18 protein-coding genes and 1 other RNA gene are annotated in these 22,590 nt (G+C 28.5%); 13 read left to right on the top strand and 6 right to left on the bottom strand.

What is annotated here, in order from left to right; genetic code table 11:
- The first annotated feature begins 5 nt into the window (after nucleotides 1-5).
- The gene (gene kdsA / locus BM335_RS10075; RefSeq protein WP_090226480.1) at nucleotides 6-824 is read left to right on the top strand and encodes a 3-deoxy-8-phosphooctulonate synthase; all 819 of its coding nucleotides are present in this window, start codon (nucleotides 6-8) and stop codon (nucleotides 822-824) included.
- Here the strand turns inward: kdsA and BM335_RS10070 are convergent.
- Nucleotides 816-1,805 (bottom strand): helix-turn-helix transcriptional regulator, encoded by a 990-nt coding sequence (locus BM335_RS10070; protein ID WP_090226475.1) that lies wholly within the window; start codon nucleotides 1,803-1,805, stop codon nucleotides 816-818. The two genes, kdsA and BM335_RS10070, sit on opposite strands and share 9 nt — an antisense overlap.
- Nucleotides 1,806-1,884: 79 nt before the next feature.
- Between BM335_RS10070 and BM335_RS10065 the strand changes: the two genes are divergently transcribed.
- The 3 genes from BM335_RS10065 (at nucleotide 1,885) to BM335_RS10055 (ending at nucleotide 6,220) form a co-directional block, all read left to right on the top strand.
- Complete coding sequence (locus BM335_RS10065; RefSeq protein ID WP_090226470.1) at nucleotides 1,885-4,257, top strand: TonB-dependent receptor; 2,373 nt, start codon at nucleotides 1,885-1,887, stop codon at nucleotides 4,255-4,257.
- An 83-nt stretch (nucleotides 4,258-4,340) separates the two neighbouring features.
- On the top strand, nucleotides 4,341-5,063 hold the full coding sequence (locus BM335_RS10060) for a DUF4198 domain-containing protein (protein WP_090226466.1): 723 nt from the start codon (nucleotides 4,341-4,343) through the stop codon (nucleotides 5,061-5,063).
- A gap of 14 nt (nucleotides 5,064-5,077) precedes the next feature.
- Nucleotides 5,078-6,220 carry a PepSY-associated TM helix domain-containing protein gene (locus BM335_RS10055; protein ID WP_245780656.1) on the top strand — a complete coding sequence of 381 codons (1,143 nt, stop codon included), beginning with the start codon at nucleotides 5,078-5,080 and terminating at the stop codon, nucleotides 6,218-6,220.
- A gap of 63 nt (nucleotides 6,221-6,283) precedes the next feature.
- Here BM335_RS10055 and BM335_RS10050 read toward each other — a convergent pair whose 3' ends face one another.
- Nucleotides 6,284-8,833, bottom strand: a complete 2,550-nt coding sequence (locus BM335_RS10050) for an adenosylcobalamin-dependent ribonucleoside-diphosphate reductase (protein WP_218157815.1) — start codon at nucleotides 8,831-8,833, stop codon at nucleotides 6,284-6,286.
- A gap of 171 nt (nucleotides 8,834-9,004) precedes the next feature.
- Here BM335_RS10050 and BM335_RS10045 point away from each other — a divergent pair, with 171 nt between their 5' ends.
- The 3 genes from BM335_RS10045 to creD are packed head-to-tail and all read left to right on the top strand — an operon-like array spanning nucleotide 9,005 to nucleotide 11,338.
- On the top strand, nucleotides 9,005-9,625 hold the full coding sequence (locus tag BM335_RS10045; protein WP_090226458.1) for a hypothetical protein: 621 nt from the start codon (nucleotides 9,005-9,007) through the stop codon (nucleotides 9,623-9,625).
- A 3-nt stretch (nucleotides 9,626-9,628) separates the two neighbouring features.
- Nucleotides 9,629-9,925 (top strand): winged helix-turn-helix domain-containing protein, encoded by a 297-nt coding sequence (locus tag BM335_RS10040; protein ID WP_090226453.1) that lies wholly within the window; start codon nucleotides 9,629-9,631, stop codon nucleotides 9,923-9,925.
- A gap of 51 nt (nucleotides 9,926-9,976) precedes the next feature.
- Entirely contained in the window at nucleotides 9,977-11,338 is a 1,362-nt protein-coding gene (gene creD / locus BM335_RS10035; RefSeq protein WP_090226449.1) for a cell envelope integrity protein CreD, read from the top strand.
- A 61-nt stretch (nucleotides 11,339-11,399) separates the two neighbouring features.
- Here the strand turns inward: creD and BM335_RS10030 are convergent, their stop codons facing one another.
- Together BM335_RS10030 and BM335_RS10025 are read right to left on the bottom strand one after the other, a co-directional pair.
- Nucleotides 11,400-11,618: a DUF3820 family protein gene (locus tag BM335_RS10030; protein ID WP_090226445.1), complete on the bottom strand. Its 219-nt coding sequence runs from the start codon at nucleotides 11,616-11,618 to the stop codon at nucleotides 11,400-11,402.
- The gene (locus BM335_RS10025) at nucleotides 11,608-12,810 is read right to left on the bottom strand and encodes an NAD(P)-dependent oxidoreductase (protein ID WP_090226440.1); all 1,203 of its coding nucleotides are present in this window, start codon (nucleotides 12,808-12,810) and stop codon (nucleotides 11,608-11,610) included. Before BM335_RS10025 ends, BM335_RS10030 begins: the two co-directional genes overlap by 11 nt.
- A gap of 119 nt (nucleotides 12,811-12,929) precedes the next feature.
- Between BM335_RS10025 and ssrA the strand changes: the two genes are divergently transcribed.
- From ssrA to BM335_RS10005, 4 genes are all read left to right on the top strand, one after another.
- Nucleotides 12,930-13,323, top strand: a transfer-messenger RNA (tmRNA) gene (ssrA, locus tag BM335_RS10020).
- Between the two features lie 33 nt (nucleotides 13,324-13,356).
- Nucleotides 13,357-14,373, top strand: a complete 1,017-nt coding sequence (locus BM335_RS10015) for a dipeptide epimerase (protein ID WP_090226436.1) — start codon at nucleotides 13,357-13,359, stop codon at nucleotides 14,371-14,373.
- A 233-nt stretch (nucleotides 14,374-14,606) separates the two neighbouring features.
- Entirely contained in the window at nucleotides 14,607-14,840 is a 234-nt protein-coding gene (locus BM335_RS10010) for a uroporphyrinogen decarboxylase (protein WP_090226433.1), read from the top strand.
- 27 nt (nucleotides 14,841-14,867) lie between these two features.
- Nucleotides 14,868-15,965: a glycosyltransferase gene (locus tag BM335_RS10005; protein WP_177219188.1), complete on the top strand. Its 1,098-nt coding sequence runs from the start codon at nucleotides 14,868-14,870 to the stop codon at nucleotides 15,963-15,965.
- Here the strand turns inward: BM335_RS10005 and BM335_RS10000 are convergent.
- Both BM335_RS10000 and BM335_RS09995 read right to left on the bottom strand, forming a co-directional pair.
- Nucleotides 15,957-16,859 (bottom strand): glycosyltransferase family 2 protein, encoded by a 903-nt coding sequence (locus BM335_RS10000; protein WP_090226426.1) that lies wholly within the window; start codon nucleotides 16,857-16,859, stop codon nucleotides 15,957-15,959. The two genes, BM335_RS10005 and BM335_RS10000, sit on opposite strands and share 9 nt — an antisense overlap.
- 9 nt (nucleotides 16,860-16,868) lie before the next feature.
- Nucleotides 16,869-17,552: a cell division ATP-binding protein FtsE gene (locus BM335_RS09995; protein ID WP_090226423.1), complete on the bottom strand. Its 684-nt coding sequence runs from the start codon at nucleotides 17,550-17,552 to the stop codon at nucleotides 16,869-16,871.
- Between the two features lie 204 nt (nucleotides 17,553-17,756).
- Between BM335_RS09995 and BM335_RS09990 the strand changes: the two genes are divergently transcribed.
- Together BM335_RS09990 and BM335_RS09985 are read left to right on the top strand one after the other, a co-directional pair.
- On the top strand, nucleotides 17,757-20,774 hold the full coding sequence (locus tag BM335_RS09990) for a tetratricopeptide repeat protein (RefSeq protein WP_090226418.1): 3,018 nt from the start codon (nucleotides 17,757-17,759) through the stop codon (nucleotides 20,772-20,774).
- A gap of 55 nt (nucleotides 20,775-20,829) precedes the next feature.
- Nucleotides 20,830-22,557, top strand: a complete 1,728-nt coding sequence (locus BM335_RS09985; RefSeq protein ID WP_143102409.1) for a TonB-dependent receptor — start codon at nucleotides 20,830-20,832, stop codon at nucleotides 22,555-22,557.
- Nucleotides 22,558-22,590: the final 33 nt, after the last annotated feature.

Raw genomic sequence — 22,590 nt, 5'->3', positions numbered from 1 at the left:
AAAAAATGGATTTAAATCTGATTCCGAATATAAAACATACCGAAAGTGGTAATTTCTTTTTATTAGCAGGTCCGTGTGCCATAGAAGGTGAAGAAATGGCGATGCGTATTGCTGAACATATTTTAAAAGTAACTGATAAATTGGAGATTCCATTTATATTTAAAGGAAGTTTTAAAAAAGCAAACCGCAGTAGAATAGATAGTTTTACAGGAATTGGAGATGAAAATGCGTTGAAAATATTGCGTAAAGTTTCAGAAACTTTTCACGTACCAACGGTTACAGATATTCATACTAATGAAGATGCTTCAATGGCTGCTGAATATGTAGATGTATTACAAATTCCTGCTTTTTTAGTTCGTCAAACTGATTTAGTGGTTGCTGCTGCAAATACTGGAAAAGTAGTGAATTTAAAAAAAGGACAATTTATGAGTCCAGGAGCAATGAAACACGCCGTACAAAAAGTGAAAGATTGTGGAAACGAAAAAGCCTGGATTACAGATAGAGGAACAATGTTTGGCTACCAAGATATGATTGTTGATTTTAGAGGAATTCCTGAAATGCAACAATTTGCACCCGTAATTTTAGATGTAACTCATTCTCTACAACAGCCAAACCAAACAAGTGGTGTAACTGGCGGAAGACCAGATATGATTGAAACAATTGCCAGAGCTGGAATTGCAACAGGCGCAGATGGTATTTTTATTGAAACTCATTTTGATCCAGCAAATGCCAAAAGTGATGGCGCAAATATGCTAGATTTAAAATATTTAGAAAATTTAATGACGCGCTTAGTTGCTATTAGAAAAACTATAAATTCATTTTAGTTTATTTCGAAATTGCATTGGAGTTTCTCCAAAATATTTTTTAAATGCCGCACTAAAATGTGTGGCATTTTTATATCCAATTGCATCAGAAATTTCATAAATTGTTAGTTGTGTATTTATTAATAGCACTTCAGATTTCTCCATTTTTACCTTCTTAGCATACTCACTCATTGTTACACCAAAAATTCTTTTAAACTCTATTTTTAAAACCTTTTCATTTAAGCCAACTTCATTTGAAAGGTTTTTAACAGAATAATTTTCTGATAAATTTTCTTTTATAAAGCGCTCAACAGCATATACTTTTTTAATACTCCCCATACAAGTTCTATATTTATTAAAACATATAGTATCAATATTTCCCATTTGGATTGCTAACAGCTCAAGAACCTTAGCCTCCATAAATATTTTTTTAGAAATCCCATTTAGCCTTGATGACTCAAGGTTTATTAGTATAGAAAATAAATCATTGGTAATTGGTTGCGTTCTATCTGTTTCAACAATTTTCTTAAAGTTTAATTCATTAGTTATTCCGTGTTTATTTAAAAAAGTACTTGGTAGTTTAATTCTTATTTCTTTAAAGGGTTTTAAACCACTAATTCTAACTGTCCCTTTAAAATTATTGGTGTTTGCTATATAAGAATCTTGACTCTCTAATAAAATATCATTTTTAAATTTAGTCGATGAAATAATTTTTTCTCCGTCTACCACAAAAGTTAATTGAGTATAATCATCATCATTATTATAATGAATTATTAAGTCTTTAGTCAATTTAAATCTACAAATAGAAAGTATAACATCATCAAAACAAAAACTTAAAACACAACCATTTCCATACTTAGGCAATAAAACTTGCTTATTAAATTGAAAAAAGGGATCATTTTTTCTTTCCATTTCAATGGCCAGTGTTTGAAAAACTTCTTCATCTGATTGAGCTACATACAGTATTTCACAATTTTTATAATCGCGTCTTTTTTTATTCAAAATGCGTCTTTAATGATTAAGGATCTCTTTTATTTTTGCGGTAAATTTATTTAGACTAAATTAAAATAACAAATTAAAAATGAAAAAAATTTTTACACTAATAACAGTATTTATTTCTATTGTCACTATTCAAGGGCAAAATAACATAGTAAAAGGGAAAATAGTTTCCGAACAAAATATACCAATACCAAACGTTAATGTTTCTATATTAAATACAACAAAAGGCACAAATACCAATAGTTTAGGTGAATTTGAAATTAATGGTTTAGAAACTGGCACATACCAACTTAGAGCTTCTTTTTTAGGTTATCAAACAAAGGACATTCAACTCAAAATTAATAATAATAAAGTTTTTATTTTACAAACAATTATACTTCAAGAAACTGAAGAAAAATTAAATGAAATTAAAATTGAAGCTAACAGCATTAGCAAATTTATAAAAAGTGAAGGTGTTTATGTTTCTAAACTTCCACTTAAAAATATTGAAAATCCACAAGTTTATAATTCCATTTCAGATGAATTATTAAAAGAGCAAGTTGTAACCAATATAAATGACGCTTTAAAAAACGCTACAGGAGTAACTCGTTTGTGGGAAACTACTGGTCGTGGTGGAGATGGTGCCGAATACTATTCATTACGAGGGTTTTCAGTGCAACCCTCAATTACCAACGGCTTACCAGGATTAAATAATGGTGGATTAGACCCAAGCAATATTGAAAGAATTGAAGTTATAAAAGGTCCTTCTGGAACTTTATATGGAAGTAGCTTAATTTCTTATGGAGGATTAATTAATGTAGTAACAAAACAACCTTATGAATACTTTGGTGGAGAAATTTCTTACACAACTGGTTCTTACGGACTGAATAGAATTACTGCAGATGTAAATACGCCAATAGGTACTAACAACGACACTTATTTAAGAGTAAATGCTGCTTATCATACTCAAAATAGTTTTCAAGATGCTGGGTTGAATAAATCATTTTATATTGCTCCATCTTTAAAATTTATTGCAAATGACAAACTAACTTTTATAATCAATACTGAGATATTGGAAAAAGAATCAGTAAACGCACCAATGCTGTTTTTAAACAGATATGGTCCTTTATCTTATAACTCAATTGATGTGTTTGAACAAAATTATTACAACTCTTTTACAAGTGATAATTTATCCATCAAAAACCCAACCTTTAATTTACAAGCACAAGCACTTTATAAATTGTCAGACAAATGGACTTCACAAACAGTACTTTCTAATGGAAAAGCAAAAACAGATGGATATTATTCATACTTATGGGATTTAGGTGATGGAGATACTTTTGCACACAATATGGCAAAAATAAATAATGAAACCAGAACTACAGACATTCAACAAAACTTTATAGGTGATTTTCATATTGGAAAATTAAGAAACAGAGTTATTGTTGGGTTAGATTACTTTAGTACAACTCAAAAAGACAATAGTACAGGATGGCTTGCTATTGGAACAGTTTCAATAAATGAAAGCACTAATTCTGCTACTTTATCTCAAGGTTCTGTTGATAATATGCTTGCAGAAACTACAGTTGGAAACACAAGAGCTGAACAAGAAATTTATAGCGCATATATTTCTGATGTATTGAACTTAACTCCTTCCCTATCAGCAATGGCAAGTTTAAGAGTTGATAAGTTTGAAGGTGATAAAAATGATGATGATGATGATCAAACTGCATTTTCTCCAAAACTAGGTTTAGTGTATCAACCAATTAAAGATAAACTTTCGCTTTTCACAAACTATATGAATGGATTTTCTAATGTTTCACCAGCACAAGTTTCTGATGCTGATGGAACGAACCCAAGAATTAAAACATTTGAACCAGAAAAAGCTAACCAGTTTGAAGTTGGTGTAAAAGCAAATCTATTTGAAAACAAAGTAGCAGCAACAGTAAGTTATTATAACATTAATGTTTCAAACAAATTAATGACTGACCCTACTAATATTAATAATTCAATTCAAGGTGGTGAAGTTGAAAGTAAAGGTTTTGAATTGAGTTTTATAGCAAATCCAGTAGCTGGTTGGAATATAATTGCAGGATATAGTCATAATGATAACGAAGTTTTAAAAGAAACTGAAGGCGCAGGATATTTAGGTTTAAGAACGGAAGACGCTGGACCTGCAAATTTAGTTAACTTCTGGACAAGTTTCACCTTTCAAAGTGGGAGCTTAGAGAGTTTTGGAATTGGCTTTGGTGGTAATTATGCTAGTGAATACAATACATTAAACAGAACAACTACAGGCTCTTTTCAATTACCAAGTTATACAATTGTAAATGGTTCCTTGTCTTATGGGAAAGATAAATTCAAAATTATATTAAAACTAGATAATATAGCTAACAAAAAATATTATTCAGGATGGTCCACTGTAACTCCACAAAAATTAAGAACAATTTCTACGAGTTTAGCCTACAAATTTTAAATATTAAAAATCAAAATTTGAGTTATTTATAAATTTTTAGCCTTTGTATTATTTATACAGAGGCTAAATTAAAAAACCTTTAAATGAAAAAAATAATTTTATCTATTTGCAGTATTTTCCTTATAACTGCATCAAGTTTTGCACATTATTTATGGATTGAAACCAATTCAAACGGAATAAAAAATAAAGAACAAGAAATTAAAGTCTATTTTGGTGAATACACTTATGGAGTTATTGAAAATGTAAATGGTGAAGCATTCCTAAAAGTGAATAATTTTACTCTTTGGGTTGTAGATCCTTTAGGAAACAAAACACAACTTAAAGCAAAAGCTGAAGACACTTTTTATAAGGCAACCTTCACTCCAAAATCTAACGGAACATACACAATACTTTTAAACAACAATCAAATTGATGTGATTGATTACACACAATACGATTTTGGAATTTTTAAAACACATTATCATTCTGTTGCAAAAGTTCAAGTTGGTAAAACCAAAAACGAGACATACAACTTAAATGAAAACGGAATATCTGTTAAAGATGTTTCTACTTCTACTGATGAAGTAAAACTTCAAGTTTTATATAAAAATGAAGTATTAACCAAAAATGAAGTAAAAATATATGTGCAAGATTTATGGTCAAAAACTCTTGAATCAGACGATAATGGAATCATCACATTTAAGCTTCCTTTTAAAACAAAATATATTCTAGAAACAACAAAAAAAGAAGAAATTCCAGGAAACTATAATGGTGAAAATTATGAATTTATATGGCATTGTGTAACCTATACAATTCCAACAAAATAATTTTCATGGGGAAAATGAACTTTAAAAAAATTATTGGTAAAATACATTTATGGCTCGGACTTTCATCTGGGCTTATTGTATTTATTATAGCTATTACTGGTTGTATTTATGTTTTTAGTGAAGAATTTACCAATTCATTCCGCAAAAATGACATGTATGTTCAACCGCAAAAAAAAACACTTGAATTAAATCAATTATGGGAAAGTACACAAGAACAAATTGGCTCAACCTTTCAATTATCTTGGGTAAATGTGTATAACAACCCTACAAAAAGTTATATTTTTTATGCATACAAAAGCAATGAAAATGCAATAACCTATTTTGAAAATATAGAATATTATAAATCTATTTATGTAAATCCATACACTGGAAAAATATTAAATATTTATAATGAAGAGTTAGACTTTTTTAACATTGTAAAAATGTTGCATTGGAGCCTATTATTAAAAACGGAATATGGTCAACCAATAGTTGGGTACAGCACAATTATTTTTGTAATAATGCTTATTTCTGGTTTTATTTTGTGGTGGCCAAAAAATAAGAAATCTAGAAAACAACGATTTTCTTTTCAATGGAAAAATACTACTAGATGGAAACGAAAAAATTATGACCTCCATAATATCTTAGGATTTTATATTGGTTCAGTAGCTATAATTATAGCTCTAACAGGATTAGTTTGGGCATTTTCTTGGTTTCAGGCAATTGTTTACGTAGTTGGCGCAGGAACTACCACTCCTCCAGATTTTTCAAGAGCTACATCATCGTATATAGAAAATTCAAAACCTAAAGCTTTTGATATTGCTTTAAAAACTACTAAAGAAAAATATATAGATTCAAATGGATTTAGAATAACACCCGCAAAAGATAGTACAGACATTATTAATGTTTACATACAGCAATATGATGGGTTGTATTATGTAAATCATGGATTACAATTTGATCAATATTCTGGCAAATTATTAAAAGAAAGAAAGCATCAAAATAAAAATTTTGGAGAAAAAATAATTAATGCCAATTATGATATTCATGTTGGAGCTATTTTAGGCATGCCAGGTAAAATTATTGCTTTTATAGCTAGTTTAATATGTGCCTCTTTGCCGTTAACTGGATTCTTAATTTGGATTGGTCGAAAAAGAAAAAAGAATTATTACTCATAAAAAAACTCTGGTAAAAATTTAAATTTTTACCAGAGTTTTTATTGTTTAACCAATTATTATTTTTTAGCCACATTTAGTATGTCCACAGTTTTTACATTTTAAACAACCTTCTTCATAAATTAATCCTTCTGGATCGCCACATTCATTGCATTTTTTATCTGCAGCTTGTGTTCCATCAGCAACAAATTGTTTTAATGTACGTGCAATACCGTTTTTCCAAGTGTTAATATTTTCATCATACATATTTAAATTATTAACCAAATCAACTACATAAGGAATTGGCATTCCGTGGCGTAAAACTCCTGAAATTAATTTAGCATAATTCCAATATTCTTTATCAAATGTACGTGATAAGCCTTCTAAAGTAACTTTATAACCTTGTTTATCTTCAAATTGAAAATCATAACGTGTAGCACCTTTATCATCTTTATTTTTAATAACCCAACCTTGTTCTAGCCATGTTGGCAATAAAAAAGCATCCTCTAATTTACCTGTAAATATTTCATACGGTCTGTTGTTTATTAAACCAACAACAGCTACCCATTTATCATAATCATTTTGAAAGCGAACTACTTTAGCTTCTATTTTCTTTGGTCTTTTTGGGAAAATAGTTTCAGCAAAACATTCATTATTTTTCTTTTCTTTTTTATCATCGCTAGATACTAAAATTCCACTTCGTGATCCATCTCTATATACTGTAATACCTTTTAACCCTTTCTTCCAAGATTCAATATAAATATCTCCAACATTTTCAACAGGTACATCAGATGCTAAATTAATTGTTGAGCTAATTGAATGTGTTGTATATTTTTGCACCAACGCTTGCATTTCAATACGTTTTAACCAATCAATTTCTGGAGCTGTTGCTCCAGCATACGGACTTTTTTTAATATCAGTTTCACCTGTTACTTCCATCCATTGTTTTAATTTTGGATGATATACTTCAAATTCTTCAAAGGCATCTCCCATATCATCAACATACGCAATTTTAGCATTTGCATCGTCTTGATTTACTTTTCTTCTACGTTTGTAAGATAATAAGAAAACTGGTTCAATTCCTGATGATGTTTGTGCTAACATACTTAAACTTCCTGTTGGAGCAACGGTACTTATTGAAATATTTCTTCTTCCATATTTCATCATTCTTTCATATACATCTGGAAATTCTTTTTGTACCATTTGAACAAATTCTGAAAAATTCTCAATTTCTGGACTAAAAACTTCAAATTTACCACGCGTAATAGCCATATCTATACTACTATCAAACTCACCTCGCAATTTAGTTTTCATAATTTCATCAACAACAGCAATTGCTTCATCTGTATCAAACTTTTTACCCAATGCTGCCATGGCATCTGCTAGTGCCGTAAATCCTAAGCCTGTTCTTCTTCCTTTTTTACCAGTTTTGTATAATAATTTCCAGGTATCAATTTCAACTTGCTTAATATTGTTTGGTTCTTTATCGTGCATAATTTTGTTGAAAATTCTATCAACAGCTTCTAACTCTAAATCAACCAAATCATCCATTAAACGTTGCGTTTCATACACTACTTTGTAAAACTTATCAAAATCGAATGTTGCATTCTCTGAAAATGGGTTTTTCACAAAACTATATAAGTTTACAGCTATTAAACGACAGCTGTCACCACCTTGCATTGCAATTTCTGAACAAGGATTTGTTGAACTGTTTTTAAATCCTGGGTAAATTGATGATGTTGAATAATAATGTTGACGATCCCAAAATATTAATCCAGGTTCTGCCGTATTATGGGCACATTTTATAATGGTATTCCACAAATCTTTTGCTTTTACAACTTTTTTATAGGTTGGTGTTTTACTTTCAATTGGCCAACGCAATGTAAAATCATCATCATTTACAACTGCCATCATAAATTCATCAGACAAACGCAATGAAATATTTGCGCCTGTAACTTTTGATAAATCTTGCTTAATGGTTATAAAATCTTCAACATCTGGATGTGCAATATCCATTGTTAACATTAACGCTCCTCTTCTACCGTTTTGAGCAACTTCACGTGTTGTGTTTGAAAAACGATTCATGAATGAAACTGCTCCCGTTGTAGTTCCAGCTGAATTTGATACTTGTGCTCCGTTTGGTCTTAAATTTGATAAATCAACTCCAACGCCACAGCGTCTTTTAAATAATTGTGCTAATTGCTGATCGGTATAAAAAATACCTCCATACGAATCGAAAACTGGCGGAACAACAACGCAATTTGATAAAGATGCAATAACATTTGTATTCCCTAAAGAAGACATTACACTTCCTTGAGGAATTACATATTTAAACTTATCAAACAACTCAAAAATACCTTCTTCTGATAAAAATTTACGATTTTTCCCATAGTCTGACAATCCTTCTGAATTGGTTTCACTTTCTGCATAATTCTTTTCTATTCTTGCAAACTCTTTTGCCATTCTTTTATGCATTTCAACTGGTGAAGATTCTAAAAGTTCACCTTTTTTTGTTTTCATTGCATATTTATTTATCCAAGTAGTTGCTGCTAGCTCATCATTATTAAAATAAGCTAAAGCTTTCTGTAACACCTCATTATAAGTGTAAATTTTCGGGAACACTAATTCTTCTGTCATTTTTCTCGTATATTTTTTTGTTTGGTTTTTGAATTCTTAAAAATATTGAATATTTAAACCTAATTAGTCTTTTAACTCGATTAGTTAATAACATTTTATTGTTGAAAAGTTGAAAAATATATTTGCTAGATTCAATTTTTTTGTATTACTTTGTTTTTCAAAGTACTTTTTATGAAAGAAAAAGATTATTTAAAAGACATTATAGAAATTAAATCGATAATGAATAAATCTTCTCGATTTATATCATTAAGTGGCCTTTCTGGAATTTTGGCTGGGATTTATGCATTGGTTGGCGCAATTGCTGCTAATTATATTTTAACAAATTATCAAATTGCGGATAGTCCAGTTTCAGTAATACCAATTTCGTTTTTAGAATACATATTGATTGGTATTGCAGGTTTAGTTTTACTACTTTCTGTAATTTCTGCTTATATTCTTTCTTCAAAAAAAGCAAAAAAAAGTGGAGAAAAATTGTGGGATGCAACATCTAAAAGACTTTTAATCAATTTTTCTATTCCGCTATTTACAGGAGGTGCGTTTTCAATTATTTTATATCAATATGGTTTAATAGGATTAATTGCGCCATCAACATTAATTTTTTATGGATTGGCTTGTATTAATGCCAGTAAATATACTTTAGGAGATATTAGATATTTAGGTTTGTTAAATATTGTAATCGGATTAGTTTCAACCCAGTTTATTGGATATGGACTTTATTTTTGGGCATTTGGTTTTGGTATTCTACATATAGTTTATGGAATTGTGCTTTACAATAAATATGATAAAAAATAACCGTTGAAAGATATACTTAAACATATTAATAAAGTTTTTGATCATAGAGTACGACTGGGAATTATGTCGGCGCTTATGGTTAATGAAACGGTGGATTTTAGCACACTTAAAGAAATATTAGGTGTTACTGATGGTAATTTAGCAAGCCACATAAAAGGGCTAGAAAAGGTAAACTATATTAAGGTGGAAAAACAATTTATTGGTAAAAAACCCAATACTACATATAGTGTTACCAAATTAGGTAAACTGGAATTTCAAAAACACATTAACGCTTTAGAAAAATTAATAAATAATAACTAAAATTTTTTATTCATTTACTTTGTTTTACAAAGTACTTTTAATTACTAAAATATGGAAAAACAACAAAACAAATTCGGAAATTGGTTAAAAACATCATTAACAGCAAGAATGCTTATGATTGGAATATTGATTATTGTATTGCTTATTCCGCTATCGTATATAGAATCTCTAATAAATGAACGCGCAATACGGCAAGAATCAGTAGTAAATGAAATCAATGAAAAATGGGGTAACGAAGTGTTATTATACGGTCCTATTTTAAAAATTCCGTATAAAACATATACCGAAAAAATTATTACAACCAGCAACGCCAAAGAAAACAGAACAGAAAAAATAGAATCTATAAACTATGCATACTTTTTTCCTAAAAAACTGGATATGAAAGCAAATATAAATCCTGAAGAAAAAAAACGTGGTATTTACAAAACATCAGTTTATAAAAGTGAGATAGCTATAAATGGTAATTTCGAAAAACCAGATTTTAGTATTATTGATGTTAAAGATGAAGACGTGCTCTGGGATAAATCTATTGTACTTATAAAAACCTCTAATTTAAAAGGAATTAACAATCAGGTTGAAATTTTTTTTAAAAATGAATCGTTTCCTTTTTTACCAAAATATGAAGAAACCTACAAAGAGTTAAACACAAAAATTTCTTTAAATAATTTAGAAACATCCGCTATCAAAAAAGAAGCAATTCAACTATTAACAACTAACAACTTTTCTATAAAACTTAATTTAAGCGGAAGTAAACAAATTAGAGTTATTCCTATTGGAAAAGAAACCGATTTAAGCATTACATCTAACTGGAAAACCGCTAATTTTATTGGTAACTTTTTACCTTTAAATACCGATAAAATAACAGAAAACGGATTTAATGCTAAATGGAAAGTGTTGCATATTAACAGACCTTTTCAACAAGAGTATTTTAACAGCTTACCCAACTTAAATGAATTTGCGTTTGGTGTAAACTTTATGATTCCGGTAGATGAATATCAAAAAAGTGAACGTTCTGCCAAATATGGATTTTTAGTAATTTCATTAACATTTTTAATCTTCTTTTTAATACAATCTATCAGTAAAATTAATATTCATCCATTTCAATATTTAATGATTGGTTTGGCTTTAACACTATTTTATACATTACTAATATCAATTTCAGAACATAGTAATTTTTTAAAAGCGTATTTAATTGCAGGAAGTTCGGTAATTGTTTTAATAACACTGTACTCTAAATCTATTCTTAAAACGTTTAAATTCCCTTTATTTATAGGATTATCACTTTCAGCATTGTACACATTTATATTTGTAATTATTCAATTAGAAAATTATGCACTACTTGTTGGAAGTTTAGGATTATTTATAATTCTATCTATAATAATGTACGCTTCTAGAAAAATTGACTGGAATTAAAAAACAATATAGGCTGTCTAAATACTTTTTTAGACAGCCTATAATTAAATAATATAAACAGTTAATATTTTAATTTCCGAACTAAATCTTCCAAACCGTTTAATTTAATTTCATATACTAAACGAAGCATATCGCCAAATTTACCTGTAGGAAAACCTTTATTATAATACCAAACTATGTAATGTTCCGGCAAATCAATTAAAAATTTACCTTTATATTTTCCGTAGGGCATTTTTGTATTTGCCAACTTTTCTAACTCGTGTTGCTGATTATTTGCCATCTATATAATCTTGCAAATAATTAAAACGTTCCGTTAATTTTCCATTTGATGTCATTTTAGCTCTTTTTAAAACTCCATTTTCATCATTATTAAAAAAAGCAGGAATTACGTGTTTGGCAAAATTATCACCAAATCCTTCCGATGCATCTTTTGGTAATTCACAAGGTAAATTATCAACAGCCATTACAGCAATGGCATTTTCATCTCTATAATCTACTTCCATTTCTAATGCAGCATTATAACCGTAAATAGGATTTTCTATGGTTGAAGAACGAATGGTTGATGCAACTGGTCCATCTACATCACAACTAATATCTGCCACAACTTTAATGTTAAAGTCTTTTGATTTCGCATCATTTTTGGTAAATATAAATGGTGCGCCTGCTCCATAAAAATGACCAGCTATATATAAATCTGCAACTTTGGCAAAACGCATAAAATCACTTTCATACTCCGTTGGATTGGTGAAAAAATAATTTTCATCTTTTACATCTCCATCTTTTCTTTTGTTATAATCCAACACATCAATTTGCACATACACTGGTTCATTAAACGATTTATGTAAAAAATCATTTATAGTAACTTTTTTCATTCCCATTCCCTTCAACATTTCTTTTGCTCCATTCCCAACTCTACCTTTACCAGTAAGCACTATTTTAATATTTGGTAATTTAATTTTTTGAAGTTCATGAATCAACATTAATTGATCGTGTAAATCTTCAGCTTTAGGCAACTTAAATAAATTAAATTTTAACCCATAAGTTCTAAAACTATTATAAGCACCAACAATACCAGCATATCTTCCAAAAGCAACTAATCGTTGATTTTTTTCGTTTACAATTACTTCGTGGTCAAACAATTCAATATTTTTTGACAAAATGGCCTGTAATAGTTTTCTGTTGTATTGTTGCTTTTTTATGGTATGCGAAAAGAAAAAATACTTTTTATTGGAAATTAAGAAATCAATAGGAACTTCTTTTACACCTAATAAAACATCACAGTCCGAAACATCATTAACTACATCAATTCCCTCAATTTTATAGTCTTCATCAGTAAAAAAGCGATTATCTGATGATTCCACTTTAATTGTTAATTCAGGAAATTTCCGCAACAATCTTTTACATTCTTTCGGTGTTAAAACCACTCTTCTATCTGGCGGATTTTTTCGTTCTTTAATAATTCCAATCTTCATAATTTGTTTGGTATAAATATTGTTACTAATATATTAGGAATTAAAGGAACTGACAAATAAACTATGTAACATATTTTTAGTAGATTTGCAGCCTTAAAGATTTTGTTCTTTGATATTTTGGGGACGACTGGTTTTGACTGCAAGGTCAATTAACATAGAAGCATGTCGAGTAATGAAATAGCACTCGTTAATCTCAATTTCAAACCTATAAACGGCGAAGATAACTACGCTTTAGCTGCTTAATCCGAATTACAGTAGGATAAGCCTCGGCACACAAGGTGTGCAAGCTAAATGTCTCTTGAAAGCCTTGGTTAGCGGCGGTCAGCATAGAGGCATCGTAAAAGTTAACATAGATTTGCTATAGTTTCGGTAGCAAATTGAAACTTAAGAAACTAAGCTTAAAGTAAATTGTTTTCGATTAGCTTTAAGACTAAAATTAAAAGAAAACTAAACATGTAGAAACTATCTTGGTTGCTTGTTTGGACCCGGGTTCGATTCCCGGCGTCTCCACTAAATTTTATTTCATTTTTTCTATTATACCTTTATATGAAATTAATTATTAGAACTTTTAATTTAAAATTAAAAGACCCCTTTACAATATCAAGAGGTACAAGGACCGAAATTCCCTCATTAATTGTTGAACTTCAAGAAAATGGAGTTTCTGGTTATGGCGAAGCAACTGCAAATCCATATTATAATACTTCAACAAATCAATTTGTTGAAGAGTTAAATGAAAAGAGATCAATAATTGATACTCATTTTTTAGAATCACCAGAAAAATATTGGGAATATTTATTACCTCATTTTAAAAATAATATGTTTTTATTGTGCGCTTTAGACGAAGCTTATAATGATTTATACACAAAAAAATTAGATATTAAATTATACGAATATTGGAATTTAAACACAAATAAACTCCCTTTATCTAATTATACTATCGGAATTGATTCCATTGAGAATATGATTTCAAAAATGAAAAAAACTCCCTCACCTATTTATAAAATTAAATTAGGAACAAAAAATGATATAGAAATAGTTCATGAGCTACGAAAACATACCAACTCAATTTTTAGAATTGATGCAAATTGTGGTTGGACCCCAGAGGAAACAATAAAAAACTCAATTGAACTAAAAAAATTAGGTGTAGAATTTATTGAACAACCCTTACCTGCAGATGACTGGCTAGGTGCTAAAAAAGTATTTCAAAGGTCTGAACTACCAATTATTGCAGATGAAAGTTGCCAAATTGAATCAGATGTTGACAAATGTTATACTTTTTTTCATGGGGTAAATATAAAACTTATGAAATGTGGAGGTTTAACGCCAGCAATAAGAATGATTAAACAAGCTAAGCATTTAAAACTTAAAACTATGGTAGGCTGTATGACCGAATCTTCCATAGGTATTTCAGCTATTGCTCATCTTACTCCTTTATTAGACTATGTTGATATGGATGGAGCACTTTTATTAAAAGACGACATTGCTAGCGGAGTTAAGGTTACTAACGGCATTATTACTTTCAGCAATAAAAATGGTATAGGCGCATCACTTATTGAAAAGTGAACTTAATTTAATAAAAAAAGTGACGTTTGTCATAAAAAAATAAATTTAGAAAAATTTAACAAAAAAACCAGTTTACCAATTAAAATAGTTTGTATATTTGCAATGGTAAGTTTCATAGCTTACCAATCTTTTTCATAGCAATTTTCCTCACTCATACTTTGGGTGAGGTTTCTTTTTTTATAGACTTTCCTAAATTATTTTATAGTATATTTGTCGCCCTTAAAATAAAATATATGTTTTTAAATATTTCAATTACTGAGTGGGTAGGCTATTTAGCATCCTTAGCTTTAATTATTTCTTTTATGATGAAAAACTTAAATACACTCAGAATTATAAATTCTATAGGTGCCGTTTTATTTGTAGTTTATGGATTTATGTTAGCTATTTCTTGGCCTATAATTATAACAAACACCTTTATTTTACTTGCCAATATTTATTACTTAACTTTTAAAAGAATTAAGAATTAATCCTTAATTTGCAAGAAAATTTTTCTTTTGAAACGTATAATTGTTTCTGTTACAAATGATTTAGTTACTGACCAAAGGGTTCATAAATCATGCACAACTCTTTTTAACAATGGTTTTGATATATTATTAATTGGCAGAAAATTAAAAAACAGTAAACAACTAACTAGAAGCTACAAAACTAAACGTATTAAATTATATTTTAATAAAGGATTTTTATTTTATGCAGAATATAATATTCGATTATTTTTAAAACTACTTTTTACTAAAAAAGATATTTTATTAGCCAATGATTTGGACACTTTACTTCCAAATTATTTAATAAGTAAACTATTTAGTAAAAATTTGGTTTATGATAGTCATGAGTTGTTTACTGAAGTTCCTGAATTAATAAACAGACCTTTTAAACAGAATATTTGGAAATTTTTTGAATCAAGTATTTTACCAAGGTTAAACAACCAATACACCGTATGTGATTCTATAGCAACTTATTACAACACAAAATATAAAACAAACTTTTATACTATTAGAAACTTTCCTCTAAGAGATTCCAAACAAGACTCTACAAATTTTCCATTCGAAATAAATAGCTGTAAAATTATTTTATACCAAGGAGCATTGAATTTAGGAAGAGGGATAGAATTAATTATAAAAACAATGCTTTTTCTTAATAATACCATACTTGTAATTATAGGTAATGGAGACATTGAAAAGGAATTAATTCAAAAAGTAATAAATTTAAACCTTGAAAACAAAGTCAAATTTATAAATAAATTAAATCCTGCCGAGCTAAAAAAAATCACACCATTAGCAGACCTTGGAATTAGTTTTGAGGAAGATTTAGGATTAAATTACAGATACGCACTACCTAATAAATTATTTGACTATATTCAAGCAAAAGTTCCGGTTTTAGTTTCTGATTTACCTGAAATGAAAAATATTGTTTCTAAATATAAAGTTGGAGAAGTTATTACCGACAGAACTCCAAAAGAGCTTGCTTCCCAAATAAATAAAATTCTTGAAAACGGAAAAGACTATTATAACACTAATTTAGAAATTGCAAGTAAAGAATTAATTTGGGAAAAAGAATCTAAAAAATTAATAGAAATATTTAAAAATTTAAACTGATTTGTAATTAAGATTCAAGTAACACAAATAACCTAATTTATACATGTCAAATACTAATAGGGACGGCTTTCCACTAGTTAAATTAATTTCTAAAAGTTTCTTAAAGACATAAAAAAGATATCCAACTCCCCCACTTACCTTATACTTTTTCAATTTTTTAAAAATTCTATACAACTTCAAATCGTCACCTTCAAAAAATCTACTTGAACTAATATTTAACAAATTTTCAATACTTTCTTTTGTTTTATTTAAGAAAACAAAGCTATTTTCTAACCCCAAATGAAAAACTCGATTATCAATATGACAAATATCTATTTTATTAGTTTTTAAATCCTGTGCAAACAAAACATCTTCGTAACCATATTTTACAATAGATTCATTAAACTTTACAGAATTAAATATTGACTTATTTATAAGAATGTTAGCCGTGAAAAAATTTTGATATAATTTTGACTTTCTAATTTTAGTATCAATTTGTTCCCTTTTCCTACCATAAACCCATCTCAATATTTTAATAGATTCTGGCTTTGTACTTTCATAAACTAATCCACCACAAAAAACTTTAGCAGTACTATTTCTAATAACCTCCATATAATTTTTAATGAAATTTCCTTTCTCTGGAATAACATCAGAATCTAAAAATATAAGCCATTCAAACTTAGCTTTAAAAACTAATAAGTTTCTAATTTTACTCCTTCCAATATTTTTTGGTAATTGAAAAAACTTTGTGTTATTTAATTTAGACAATTCTAAATTTTCTTCATAAATAACTGATGAGCAATCATCTATACATATAATTTCAAAATCTACATTTTCAATATTTAATTGTTTATGAAGCTCATTTACTAGATTTGATACATTATAATTATAAACAGGAATTAAAATAGAAATCATATTATTTTTTTAACTGCGCTGCTGCATCACTTCAAATAATTCACCACCTTCACATTTAATAGTTTTGTGTGGAAATTTTAAAATAATAGCATAATCATGCGTTGCCATTAAAATAGTTTTTCCACTATCGTGAATTTCTTTTAAAACATTCATAACCCCAACTGAAGTTGCCGGATCTAAATTTCCTGTAGGTTCATCTGCTAAAATTAAATCGGGATCATTTAACAATGCTCTGGCAATAGCAATACGCTGCTGTTCTCCACCAGAAAGTTGAAAAGGCATTTTAAAATCTTTGGTTTCCATTCCAACTTTACCTAAAACTTCCATAATTTTAGTTTTCATTTTAGCATCATCTTTCCACCCAGTTGCTTTTAAAACAAACCGTAAATTTTCAAAAACACTTCTATCATTTAACAACTTAAAATCCTGAAAAACAATCCCTAACTTACGGCGTAAAAAAGGAATTTCTTTTTCTTTTAACGTATTTAAATTAAAACCAACTATACTTCCTGTACCTTTTTCTAAAGGTAAATCTCCGTATAAAGTTTTCATTAAGCTACTTTTTCCACTTCCTGTTTTACCAATTAAATAAACAAATTCGCCTTCATCAATTTTTAAATTAACATTAGATAAAACCAAATTATCTCTTTGAAAAATTTGAGCATTTTGTAACATTAAAATATTTTCTGGCATAGGAATTGTTATTTTAAACAAAACTAAATATTTAAATGTAAAGTTTCAACAATTTATCATTTAATAATTTTTTAGTTTTTTTATATTATATACAATCTTAAAATGTTAATAAAGTTCTTTATTAAAAATGTAAGGTTGCCATGCAATTTCAACAAAATATTACGTTATTACAGTATAAGTTAAATGCTTTTAAAGTTTATTAAAATGAATTATAAAAAAGTTGTTCAAGTAATTACAGTATTTCTGATAACATTTTCTATATCAGCACAAAAAACAGAAATATACACCAACAATCTTAACGAATACAACCACGCAGTAGCGTTGTATCAAAATAAATCGTATGCTGCAGCACAGCAAAAATTTGAAGAAATAAAACATAATTACGATAATTTATCTGAACAAAAAGCAAATTGCGAATACTATATTGCAAACGCTGCAATTAGACTTGGGCAGCAAAATGCCGATGAATTAATGCAAAACTTTGTAGATAAATATCCAACCAGCACCAAAAGAAATGGTGCATTTTTAGATATTGCCGAATATTATTTTAAAACGGGTAACTATTCGTATGCAGCAAAATGGTATTCTAAAGTTAAAACCACTAACTTATCAATAAAAAAAGAAGAAGAATTTAACTTTAACTACGGTTACTCCTTATTTGCTACTAAAAATTTTAAAGAAGCTCAAAGTTATTTTTTAAACTTATTAGATTCGCAAGAATATGGTGCAAGAGCAAAATATTATTATGGTTATATTGCTTATGACAGTGATGATTATACTACTGCCGATAAATATTTAGGCGAAGTTGCCGACAATTCTTCCTTTAAAACAGATGTATCTTACTATTTAGCAGATATGAATTTTAAATTAGGAAAGTTTGACAAAGCCATTGAAAATGGTTTACCGCTATTAAAAAATGCTAAAGGAGTTGAACATTCTGAAATTTCAAAAATAGTTGGTGAAAGTTATTTTAACCTTCAAAAATATAATGAAGCACTACCACATTTAAACAATTACAAAGGTAAAAGAGGCAAATTTAACAATACCGATTTTTATCTTTTAGGCTATAGTTATTACAAACAAAATGATTTTGAAAATGCCATCAATAACTTTAACAAAATTATTGATGGTTCTAATAGCGTAGCACAAAATGCGTATTATCATTTGGCTGAATGTTATTTAAAACTCGATAAAAAACAAGAAGCCTTAAATGCGTTTAGAAATGCTTCACAAATGGAATTTGATGCTGATATTAAAAAAGATGCTTGGTTAAATTATGCCAAATTAAGTTATGAAATTGGAAATCCATATAGAAGTGTACCTGATGTTTTAAAAGAATACATTGATTTATATCCAAATTCAACAGCTAAAAATGAAATTAACGATTTAATTATAAGTGCTTACATCACTTCAAAAGATTATAAAGGCGCACTTGATTTCTTAAAAAACAAACGAACTACAAAAGAACAAGGTTTGTATCAAAAAGTAGCGTTTTACAGAGGTGTTGAATTATTTAATGAAGAAAATTACACCACTGCCAAAGAAAATTTCGAAAACTCTTTAACCGTTTCACAAGATGCAATTACAACAGCACAAGCAACGTATTGGAAAGGTGAAACCAACTATCGTTTAAATAATTTTAATGAAGCTATTAGAGATTTTAAAAATTTTATTTCTAATAGTAATTCAACTAAAACCAATGAATTTAATGATGTAAATTACAATTTGGGTTACGCATATTTTAAACAAAAAGAATTTGATAATGCTATTGATCAGTTTAAAAAATATGTTAGTAAAAGTAACACAGATGCTGTTAAAAAGAATGATAGTTATTTAAGAATTGGCGATAGCTATTTTATTACCAGAGATTACAATAATACTATTGCTTTTTACAACAAAGCAATTGACATGAAAGCTGTTGATACGGATTATGCGCAGTTTCAAAAAGCAATTAGCTACGGATTAATTGGAAATGAAAATGCTAAAATTAAAGAATTAAATGCATTTTTAGCAACCCACAAAAAGTCTGGATATAGAGATGATGCGTATTATGTTTTAGGAAATTCGTACATCAATAAAAATGAAAATAATTTAGCGTTAGAAAATTTTGACAAACTAATAACCGATTTTAAAAGAAGTCCGTTAGTTTCAAAAGCAATGCTTAAAAAAGGATTGGTATATTACAATACCGATAGAAATGAACAAGCTTTAGCAACTTATAAAACAGTTGTAAAACAGTTTCCAAATTCTGCCGAAGCAAAACAAGCAATAAAAAATTCTCGTCAAATTTATGTAGATTTAGGTAGAGTTGATGAGTATGCAACTTGGGTAAAAGATATAGATTTTGTAAATATTTCTGATGCAGAATTAGATAATGATATGTATGAATCTGCCGAAAAACAATACTTACAAAACGATCATAAAAAATCTATTTTAAACTTTAAAAAGTATTTACAAAGTTTCCCAAATGGTTTACACAAAGTACAAGCAAATTTTTATTTAGCACAATCTTTACAAGCAAATAATGAAGGTTCTGAAGCAATCAAATATTACATATTTGTAGCAGAACAAAATCAAAATGAATTTACTGAAAATGCTTTATATAAATTGTCTGTTATTTATTTAGAAAAAAATAATTGGGCAGCTGCAATTCCTGTTTTAGAACGTTTAGAAAAAGAAGCCGACCAAGCACAAAACAGAACTTTTGCGCAATCTAATTTAATGAAAGGATATTACGCACAGGAAAATTACAGCAAAGCAGAAAGTTATGCTGATGCGGTTTTAAATAATTCTAAAGTTGAAGACAGAATTAAATCTGATGCACATATAATTATTGCACGTGCAGCCATTAAAACCAATAATGAAACCAAAGCAAGAGCAGCTTACAAAAAAGTGGAAGAAATTGCAGGCGGCGAATTAAAAGCCGAAGCATTATATTACAAAGCTTATTTTGAAAACAAAGATGGTAGTTACAGAGTGTCTAATGAAATAGTTCAAAAAATTGCTTCAGATTATGCCGCATACAAATATTGGGGCGCAAAAGGTTTAATTTTAATGGCTAAGAATTTTAACAAATTAAATGATGCTTACCAGGCAACTTATATTTTAGAAAGTGTTCAAAAAAACTTTGCCGAATTTAAAGATGTTTTAGAAGAAGCAACAACTGAACTTAATAAAATTAAAACAGAACAAGCCAAAACAAATGAATCTGTTAAAAATTAAATTGACAAGTAGTAAAATGTACAAAAATTCAATTTCAAAATTAAAAAATCACACAATGCAAAAGCTTTTTATAACTTTTATATCAATTTTAATTTCAGGATTTTCTTTTGCTCAAGTAAAAAAAGACACCCTAAAAACCGATGAAATTGTTGTTGAAAAACCATATACTCCAACAATTTCTGATGCATTTAAAATTAAATCTAACCCTAGTTTAGAAAACGTTACCAACTTTTCTAAAGAAAAAGTAAGCTACAGCATTTTTTCAATTCCAGTGGCATCTACTTTTACACCAACAAAAGGAAAAGCACAAAATATTGCCAGAGAACCAAAAGAGCAAATTTATCAAAACTACATAACAGCAGGATTTGGAACTTTTAAAAGTCCGCTTTTTGAAACTTTTATGCATTTTGGAGATAAACGTTATAATGATTTTGGTCTTTTTGTAAAACACGAATCATCTGAAGGTGGCGTTGAAGATAGTATGCTTGATGATAATTTTGCCAATACCAGAATAGACCTTTTTTACAAACAGTTTGACAGAGATTTTAATTGGCAAATAAATGCTGGAGTACAAAGAAAATTATACAATTATTATGGTCTTCCAGAAACTACTCTTTTTGATCAAATATTTTTAAATACCATTGATGAAAAACAGATTTACAAAACCGTTTATGCCGGTGGAAATATAAATTTTGAAAATGGAATTTTTAAAGGCGCAACAGCCGAGCTTGTTAATTTTTCTGATAATTTTGATAGTAATGAAATTCATTTATTAGCAAAACCAACTATAGAATTTCCAATTTCAACAGAGTTAATTAGTTCAGAATTTGTTGTAGAAATTGTCACTGGCAAATTTCAACAGGAATACAATACGCCAACCAAATTAAAACATAGCTTTATAAACTTGGGTGCTAGTCCTAATTTTGAAGTTTTACGAGAAAATTTAACAGTTAATTTAGGTGCTAAAATTTATTATTCTAATGATTTAGAACGAAAAATAAATAAGTTTTTTGCTTATCCAAATGTATCCGCATCACTTAAAGTTGTAGATGATATTTTTATTCTGCTTGCAGGTGTAAATGGCGATTTAATTCAAAATACTTATAGCAATTTTGCTGATGAAAATCCTTACGTTTCACCAACTTTAAATATTTTACAAACCGACAAACAATACAACGCTTTTATTGGTGCTAAAGGAAAATTAGCTTCAAATATGGGCTTTAACTTTAATGTTAGTCATAGTAATGAATACAATAAACCATTATTCATTCAAAATCAAATAAAAACCGATGGTGTAAATATAACTTCAGAAAGTTATCAGGCTGGGAATTCATTTAGTGTAATTTATGATGATGTAAAAACACTAAACTTTTTTGGAGAAATAACCATAGAAGCTTCAAAAGAATTTAATTTTAGTTCCACTATTAATTACGCAAACTATACAACCAAAAATGAGTTAGAAGCCTGGAATTTACCTACTTTAACCGCAACAATTTCAGGAGATTTTCAAAGAAATAAATGGTTTGTTGGTGCTAAATTATTCTACCGTGGCGAAACTAAAGATTATGTAATTCCGTACAATTTATCGGCAGAAAATGGTACTATTGTAACAAATGATTCCTACCTAGATTTAAACTTAAGCGGAGGATACAATTTTACCGATAGATTAACTGCTTTTGCTAAAATAAACAACGCTTTAGGTAAAAAATACCATCAATTCAACAATTATCAAGTACAATCTCTTCAGGCATTAGCAGGAATTACTTACAAATTTGATTTGTAAAATAGTAATATGCTTAATTTTAAAGTTTTTTGT

The organism is Lutibacter maritimus (assembly GCF_900116115.1).
Lineage (GTDB): Bacteria > Bacteroidota > Bacteroidia > Flavobacteriales > Flavobacteriaceae > Lutibacter > Lutibacter maritimus.
The sequence above is the reverse complement of the archived record's forward strand: the minus strand, read 5'-3'. Positions and strand labels throughout refer to the sequence as shown.

What these genes read in the sequence shown, in the direction of transcription:
- kdsA (WP_090226480.1), top strand. Translation starts at nt 6, where the DNA reads ATGGATTTAAATCTGATTCCGAATATAAAACATACCGAAAGTGGTAAT.
- BM335_RS10065 (WP_090226470.1), top strand. Translation starts at nt 1,885, where the DNA reads ATGAAAAAAATTTTTACACTAATAACAGTATTTATTTCTATTGTCACT.
- BM335_RS10060 (WP_090226466.1), top strand. Translation starts at nt 4,341, where the DNA reads ATGAAAAAAATAATTTTATCTATTTGCAGTATTTTCCTTATAACTGCA.
- BM335_RS10055 (WP_245780656.1), top strand. Translation starts at nt 5,078, where the DNA reads ATGAACTTTAAAAAAATTATTGGTAAAATACATTTATGGCTCGGACTT.
- BM335_RS10050 (WP_218157815.1), bottom strand. Translation starts at nt 8,833, where the DNA reads ATGACAGAAGAATTAGTGTTCCCGAAAATTTACACTTATAATGAGGTG.
- BM335_RS10045 (WP_090226458.1), top strand. Translation starts at nt 9,005, where the DNA reads ATGAAAGAAAAAGATTATTTAAAAGACATTATAGAAATTAAATCGATA.
- creD (WP_090226449.1), top strand. Translation starts at nt 9,977, where the DNA reads ATGGAAAAACAACAAAACAAATTCGGAAATTGGTTAAAAACATCATTA.
- BM335_RS10030 (WP_090226445.1), bottom strand. Translation starts at nt 11,618, where the DNA reads ATGGCAAATAATCAGCAACACGAGTTAGAAAAGTTGGCAAATACAAAA.
- BM335_RS10025 (WP_090226440.1), bottom strand. Translation starts at nt 12,810, where the DNA reads ATGAAGATTGGAATTATTAAAGAACGAAAAAATCCGCCAGATAGAAGA.
- BM335_RS10015 (WP_090226436.1), top strand. Translation starts at nt 13,357, where the DNA reads ATGAAATTAATTATTAGAACTTTTAATTTAAAATTAAAAGACCCCTTT.
- BM335_RS10010 (WP_090226433.1), top strand. Translation starts at nt 14,607, where the DNA reads ATGTTTTTAAATATTTCAATTACTGAGTGGGTAGGCTATTTAGCATCC.
- BM335_RS10000 (WP_090226426.1), bottom strand. Translation starts at nt 16,859, where the DNA reads ATGATTTCTATTTTAATTCCTGTTTATAATTATAATGTATCAAATCTA.
- BM335_RS09995 (WP_090226423.1), bottom strand. Translation starts at nt 17,552, where the DNA reads ATGCCAGAAAATATTTTAATGTTACAAAATGCTCAAATTTTTCAAAGA.
- BM335_RS09990 (WP_090226418.1), top strand. Translation starts at nt 17,757, where the DNA reads ATGAATTATAAAAAAGTTGTTCAAGTAATTACAGTATTTCTGATAACA.
- BM335_RS09985 (WP_143102409.1), top strand. Translation starts at nt 20,830, where the DNA reads ATGCAAAAGCTTTTTATAACTTTTATATCAATTTTAATTTCAGGATTT.